Source organism: Marinicrinis lubricantis, assembly GCF_042658665.1.
Taxonomy (GTDB): domain Bacteria; phylum Bacillota; class Bacilli; order Paenibacillales; family KCTC-33676; genus Marinicrinis; species Marinicrinis lubricantis.
In genome coordinates, this window is sequence record NZ_JBHSQV010000099.1 from 1 (window position 1) to 4232 (window position 4232).

The 4232-nt window shown below is 38.7% G+C and carries 5 protein-coding genes; 4 read left to right on the top strand and 1 reads right to left on the bottom strand.

From position 1 onward, the window contains the following. Positions 1 to 71: 71 nt before the first annotated feature. Both ACFPXP_RS08385 and cap4 read left to right on the top strand, forming a co-directional pair. The gene (locus tag ACFPXP_RS08385; RefSeq protein ID WP_379893778.1) at positions 72 to 350 is read left to right on the top strand and encodes a Mov34/MPN/PAD-1 family protein; all 279 of its coding nucleotides are present in this window, start codon (positions 72 to 74) and stop codon (positions 348 to 350) included. Further along, on the top strand, positions 347 to 1795 hold the full coding sequence (cap4, locus tag ACFPXP_RS08390) for a CD-NTase-associated endodeoxyribonuclease Cap4 (RefSeq protein ID WP_379893779.1): 1449 nt from the start codon (positions 347 to 349) through the stop codon (positions 1793 to 1795). Before ACFPXP_RS08385 ends, cap4 begins: the two co-directional genes overlap by 4 nt. An 86-nt stretch (positions 1796 to 1881) precedes the next feature. Here the strand turns inward: cap4 and ACFPXP_RS08395 are convergent, their stop codons facing one another. Continuing rightward, the gene (locus ACFPXP_RS08395) at positions 1882 to 2154 is read right to left on the bottom strand and encodes a helix-turn-helix domain-containing protein (protein WP_379893780.1); all 273 of its coding nucleotides are present in this window, start codon (positions 2152 to 2154) and stop codon (positions 1882 to 1884) included. A gap of 198 nt (positions 2155 to 2352) precedes the next feature. On the opposite strand from ACFPXP_RS08395, the gene ACFPXP_RS08400 reads away from it, so the two are divergent. After that, entirely contained in the window at positions 2353 to 3084 is a 732-nt protein-coding gene (locus tag ACFPXP_RS08400; RefSeq protein ID WP_379893781.1) for a hypothetical protein, read from the top strand. Further along, positions 3071 to 4177 (top strand): hypothetical protein, encoded by a 1107-nt coding sequence (locus tag ACFPXP_RS08405; RefSeq protein WP_379893782.1) that lies wholly within the window; start codon positions 3071 to 3073, stop codon positions 4175 to 4177. The genes ACFPXP_RS08400 and ACFPXP_RS08405 overlap by 14 nt, the downstream gene beginning before the upstream one ends. Positions 4178 to 4232 lie beyond the last annotated feature (55 nt).

A 4232-nucleotide genomic window follows, 5' to 3' on the forward strand; every position in this document is an offset into this window, starting at 1 on the left:
ATCGTCATCCTCCATGTGCACGGTTTTTCATCGTATTTCAACGATTTCCTTGCATATGAATTCGACAAAGAATGCCTCAAACCCTTGCTGTTACTGGATTTTTTAATCGTTCAGCAAGCCCTAATTATTTGGGTGAATGGCATTCGCATCCCTCTTTTTCGTTAATGCCGAGCAATCGAGATCAGGATAGTATGTGGGAAATCGTTAACGACCCATCCGTCGGTGCAAATTTTGCAATTCTTTTAATCGTTAAATTGGAGGCTGGGGAGTTAGCCGGTAGTGTCAATCTATTTGCGTCTGGATTTGATGTTATGGCAGGTGAGCTATTATTTGAGGGGGATTCTAATTGACGGATAATAACAAGTCAAAACCATCGTTGCTCGAAGCCGAATCGCAAGGAGGAGATACGGCAGAGACTGGCTTTGATTTTCAAACGAGCTTGATTCTTAGTAAAATCCCTTTTTGGTTGTCATTTGAGGGGTTTGATTCGTTGATACGTGAAGGGGTAGCTGATTTTGAAGCAAAGTTCTTCTCTCCTGCTGAAGGTATTGCCCGAGAAGCGCTAGAAGCTAAAAATCATCATATAGCTCCAAAAGAATTTTGGGAAGAAATTGAGCGATTTAAAGAATTGGATGAAGGAAGCCCAGGCACATTCGGACGATTTACCCTTTGCTGCAATGGAATATCAGAGGATATAAAGCCGCTCATAAACGGATTGCGCCGGATACGTGATCCACAGCCTTTTTATGAAGACTCTTCAGGTGTTGCTGTAAATTCGTATGCTGATTATGTTGACCGGGTTCGTAAGTTTGGCAAAGACGAAAATATGGCAAAGTTTCTTTATAAGAAAGTTCTTATTGAACCCAATTGGAATCTGCTATCTGACGAACAAACAGCAAAAGGTCTTTTTCAAGAACAGCTCCTGCGTCATTTGCCAGATTATTTGGATATACCGGGTAGAGACCTTGCGGGTATTTTTAACAACCTGCTTGCGCTGATTCGATCGAATAAAGCAAGACCTATCACAAGGAAACAAATAGAAGAGACAATGCAATCGGCTATCAGTGAAAAGTACCGCACTCCACCAAAACCAGTTGTCATTTCAACTGAAACGGAGGAAGTTATAAAAAGCGATACATCACTCCAATTTGAATGGGCTTCATTTTTTGGAGGCGCAGAAAGAAACTACCCACCCGCAGTAGAATGGAATTCTAAGCTTATACCGCAGCTATCCGAAACATCTAAGTGGATAAAAGAACAACGCAGAACGCGAAGGGTAGAGTTAAAAGGAAATCGACGTATTTCCGCCGCGATTGCCATTGGAAAAGTTTTTTCAGCTGTTGCCGGCTTTGCAATCGATATGGATTATCGTGGTGAGCTCTGGTCGACCGATGATCATGCCGATTCGCAAACGCCAGACTATGCTCTCACTTCTACGGTTATTAAAGGTTCTGGAGATCGTCTTGTTGTGACAGTCGGTATTATGAAAGAAAATCTTGTTTCCGAAGTTGAAGCCTTTATGAAAAGAAATGAGATATCCCATTTATCAAAGTTGCATTTATATTCATCACAAGCCATTGTTTCGGCAAAGCAAGCAAACAGCATTGTCGAAAAAATCAAAAGGGAGATAAGCACAGTTGCCGGAAGTATGGAGGCAAAAAAAATAGATCTTTTTTACGCCGGACCAACTCATTTGGCTCTATTCTTGGGGTATCGGTCCAATGCGCTCCCACCGATACAATGTTTCGAGATGGTCAGACATAATGAATACGTACCAACATGCTTATTGAGATAATATTTGTTACACAATGCACATTTTTATAAATCAAAAGGCTCTTTCCCTGGTTTAATAAAGGGTAAAGAGCCTTTTGTGCTTTAGTTTTATGTATTTTTTTCTTTTAACTTCTCACCATTAATTTCATGTTTAGCATTTGTCTTCGTTTTGAAGGGATTCCCCTCAATTTCCTTGTATAAATCGTTTAATGTGATGTCTAAAGCACCGCATAATGCGGGTAAAAATTCAGGTTTAACTTTTCCGGAGTTTCTTTCTAATTTACTAAGATAATTTGCTGAAACATCAAGTTCTTCGGCTAAATCCTGTAGAGAATATCCCTTTTCGGTTCGATAATATTTTAAATTATCTCCAAAAGTCATATTTTCCCTCCGTTCATAAAATTGAAAAAGGTCTTTTTAGAAGTTATAATTATTATAACCAAACGGTTATAATATAACCAAATAGTTAAAACATAAACATTTAGTTAACTCCCATCTTAATAAACTGTTATCTAAATGTCTAGATACAGTATGTAGGCATCTGGAAATAAGCTCAGAGAATTTTAGGAGGGTACCGTAATGGATTGGAACAACAAGACATGGAAAATTGAAGATGTAATCTACCAGCCTAAACGAAAAGTTCATAATAGGGGCAGCCGTTTTCACCCACACGTAATAGGTGAATTTTATAGCCATAAAATGGACCATTCGGTGGAATATCAATCAATGACGGAGTTTAAATTTTTCTCGTTTCTTGAATTGGATAATTCCATACTGCGCTATTATGTACGACCGGTTGAAATTACGGATGAAATAAACAAAGCAAAATTCTTCGTACCGGATGTGCTTGTATTTAAGCAAGGGAATATACCATGTCTTTATGATGTGGAATCATCGTCCATTGATACTGATGTTCGTCATTACCAGGTTTGTGAACGCTACGCATTTTTAAATAACTGGGATTATGTGGTCGTCTATCCCCGGAATTTACCAAAAGTTATTGATCAGAATATCACCTTTTTGGTGGGATTCACCAAAAAAAGATTCGGTTTAACAGAAAATATTGAAGAATTACTTTCGCGGGTGCGTTTTTTTGGAGAAATAAGTATAAAAGAACTCGCTGCAAGCTTCCGACACAAAAAGCATCCTCTGCAGATAATGCCATTTATTTATCATCTAATTGCAATTGGTGTTTTTAATGTAGATCTTAGATCACCAATTACTGAAAACAGCTTAGTTTTTGTAGATAAAAAACAAGCGCAGAATTTGTTTTTAGATGGATGGGAGCGGGTAAACATTGCAATTCAATGAGTTAAAGCTCAATGCTGATTTAATGTATTTTGGGCGGAAATATACCGTTATAACGATTGATCCCCCAACTGTTTCCCTTCGTCGGTCGGAAGGGGATGGAGAAACCATTCGGATTAATTTTTATGAATTAGTCACCAATCCTTCTTTCCGTCCAGGAAAAATCATGCTGAAAAGCATAGAGGAGCAGGATAATAAATACCGCTCGATTTTAGATGCAATAGATGGAAATAAACGAGAACAGGTTTCGTTTCGGTTTAATTTGATTAAACCCATCTTGGTATTGGAACGAGTGAAACAACATGATCTTAAGGCAATATATGAGTTTTATGAATTTTACAAGGAGTATTTATCCGAGAGCCAAGCGCCTGAAGATCTAACTCAAGAAGAGCTTATTGAAAAAATAAAAGATAAATACTCTAAAGAAGATGAAGATGGAATAACGCCGCGCGGTGTTTCGGTTCGTACTATCAAAAGACATTTGGCTAAATTCCGTCTTGCGGAAGCAGAAATGGCAACACGAGGAGAAGAAGCGTTGGTCAGTAGGGCGGGGGAAGGACATTTATATCGAACAGATAATAAGCTGTTGGAAATTTGTCATCCAAAGAAGCCAGACTGGGTGTTGGATACCTTTACCATCCGGTTAGATGAGAAGTATATACCCATTCTTAAAAATACAATTGAAAAGCAGTACCTGAACGTAAAAAAACCAAGCAAGCAGGCTGTATTTGATTCAATAGAACTACAATGTATTAAATTGGGTATTGAACCGCCGAAGTGGATTACAATTATGAAATTACTTGGAAGAATTAAAGAAAGTGTGGAGATCCGGCTAAGAGAAGGGGATCGCGCGGCAGCTAAATTCGACTCTGTCGAACGTGGATATTCAAATAATGAAGCAATGTATCCCTTGCACATCGTTCAAATTGATCATACACAACTTGATATGGACGTGCTTGATGAAGCGGGATATGAATTGGGAAGACCATGGATTACCTTGGGAATCGATGTTTGGACTTACCCCTGTCAAGTAGACAGCTTTAAAAAGACTAAGCAGCCATCTGGTGTCGATATTGTATCGGTGCCAGATGGTTGAGTCGTTTTTGGAAGCGTTGGAAGTTATAGAAGTAGATATATTGCTCAACGGCTTG